At 51.9% G+C, this 2,500-nt stretch carries 1 rRNA gene (cut by a window edge); it reads right to left on the reverse strand.

Annotated features, from left to right (window positions below):
- Positions 1-41: 41 nt before the first annotated feature.
- Positions 42-2,500, reverse strand: a 23S ribosomal RNA gene (locus ACO6VK_RS20470) (it continues 463 nt past the right edge of the window).

The raw sequence follows: 2,500 nt of genomic DNA on the forward strand, positions 1-2,500 counted from the left end.
GCATATTCCTTCAAAACTAGATAACATTTGCTACATATTATATGGTTAAGTCCTCGATCTATTAGTATTCGTCAGCTCCACATGTCACCATGCTTCCACCTCGAACCTATCAACCTGATCATCTTTCAGGGATCTTACTAGCTTACGCTATGGGAAATCTCATCTTGAGGGGGGCTTCATGCTTAGATGCTTTCAGCACTTATCCCTTCCGCACATAGCTACCCAGCTATGCCCTTGGCAGAACAACTGGTACACCAGCGGTGCGTCCATCCCGGTCCTCTCGTACTAAGGACAGCTCCTCTCAAATTTCCTACGCCCACGACGGATAGGGACCGAACTGTCTCACGACGTTCTGAACCCAGCTCGCGTACCGCTTTAATGGGCGAACAGCCCAACCCTTGGGACCGACTACAGCCCCAGGATGCGATGAGCCGACATCGAGGTGCCAAACCTCCCCGTCGATGTGGACTCTTGGGGGAGATAAGCCTGTTATCCCCGGGGTAGCTTTTATCCGTTGAGCGATGGCCCTTCCATGCGGAACCACCGGATCACTAAGCCCGACTTTCGTCCCTGCTCGACTTGTAGGTCTCGCAGTCAAGCTCCCTTATGCCTTTGCACTCTACGAATGATTTCCAACCATTCTGAGGGAACCTTTGGGCGCCTCCGTTACACTTTAGGAGGCGACCGCCCCAGTCAAACTGCCCACCTGACACTGTCTCCCGGGTCGATAAGACCCGTAGGTTAGAATTTCAATACAGTCAGGGCGGTATCCCACCAGCGCCTCCACCGAAGCTAGCGCTCCGGTTTCAATGGCTCCCGCCTATCCTGTACAAACTGTACCAAAATTCAATATCAGGCTACAGTAAAGCTCCACGGGGTCTTTCCGTCCTGTCGCGGGTAACCTGCATCTTCACAGGTACTATAATTTCACCGAGTCTCTGGTTGAGACAGTGCCCAAATCGTTACACCTTTCGTGCGGGTCGGAACTTACCCGACAAGGAATTTCGCTACCTTAGGACCGTTATAGTTACGGCCGCCGTTTACTGGGGCTTCAGTTCAGAGCTTCGCTTACGCTAACCCCTCTCCTTAACCTTCCAGCACCGGGCAGGTGTCACCCCCTATACTTCGCCTTACGGCTTCGCAGAGAGCTGTGTTTTTGCTAAACAGTCGCTTGGGCCTATTCACTGCGGCTTTCCGTTAAGAAAGCACCCCTTCTCCCGAAGTTACGGGGTCATTTTGCCGAGTTCCTTAACCAGAGTTCTCTCGCACACCTTAGGATTCTCTCCTCGCCTACCTGTGTCGGTTTGCGGTACAGGCACCTTTTATCTCGCTAGAAGCTTTTCTTGGCAGCGGGGAATCAAAGACTTCGCTCCATAAGGAGCTTCCCCATCACAGCTCAGCCTTCACGATAAGCGGATTTGCCTACTTATCAGCCTAACTGCTTGGACGTGCACAACCAATCGCACGCTTCTTCTATCCTTCTGCGTCCCTCCATTGCTCAAACGATAAAGAGGTGGTACAGGAATATCAACCTGTTGTCCATCGCCTACGCCTGTCGGCCTCGGCTTAGGTCCTGACTAACCCTGAGCGGACGAGCCTTCCTCAGGAAACCTTAGGCATTCGGTGGACGGGATTCTCACCCGTCTTTCGCTACTCATACCGGCATTCTCACTTCTAAGCGCTCCACCAGTCCTTCCGGTCTGACTTCACTGCACTTAGAACGCTCCCCTACCACTGATACCATTGGTATCAATTCGCAGCTTCGGTGGTGTATTTAGCCCCGGTACATTTTCGGCGCAGAGTCACTCGACTAGTGAGCTATTACGCACTCTTTAAATGGTGGCTGCTTCTAAGCCAACATCCTAGTTGTCTAAGCAACTCCACATCCTTTTCCACTTAATACACACTTTGGGACCTTAGCTGGCGATCTGGGCTGTTTCCCTCTTGACTACGGATCTTATCACTCGCAGTCTGACTCCTAAGGATAAGTCATTGGCATTCGGAGTTTGACTGAATTCGGTAATCCGATGAGGACCCCTAGTTCAATCAGTGCTCTACCTCCAAGACTCTTACACTTAAGGCTAGCCCTAAAGCTATTTCGGGGAGAACCAGCTATCTCCAGGTTCGATTGGAATTTCTCCGCTACCCACACCTCATCCCCGCACTTTTCAACGTGCGTGGGTTCGGGCCTCCATTCAGTGTTACCTGAACTTCACCCTGGACATGGGTAGATCACCTGGTTTCGGGTCTACGACCACGTACTAAACGCCCTATTCAGACTCGCTTTCGCTGCGGCTCCGCCTCTTCAGCTTAACCTCGCACGGGATCGTAACTCGCCGGTTCATTCTACAAAAGGCACGCCATCACCCATTAACGGGCTCTGACTATTTGTAGGCACACGGTTTCAGGATCTCTTTCACTCCCCTTCCGGGGTGCTTTTCACCTTTCCCTCACGGTACTGGTTCACTATCGATCACTAGGGAGTATTTAGCCTTGGGAG

The organism is Stenotrophomonas sp. GZD-301, assembly GCF_049310345.1.
Lineage (GTDB): Bacteria > Pseudomonadota > Gammaproteobacteria > Xanthomonadales > Xanthomonadaceae > Stenotrophomonas.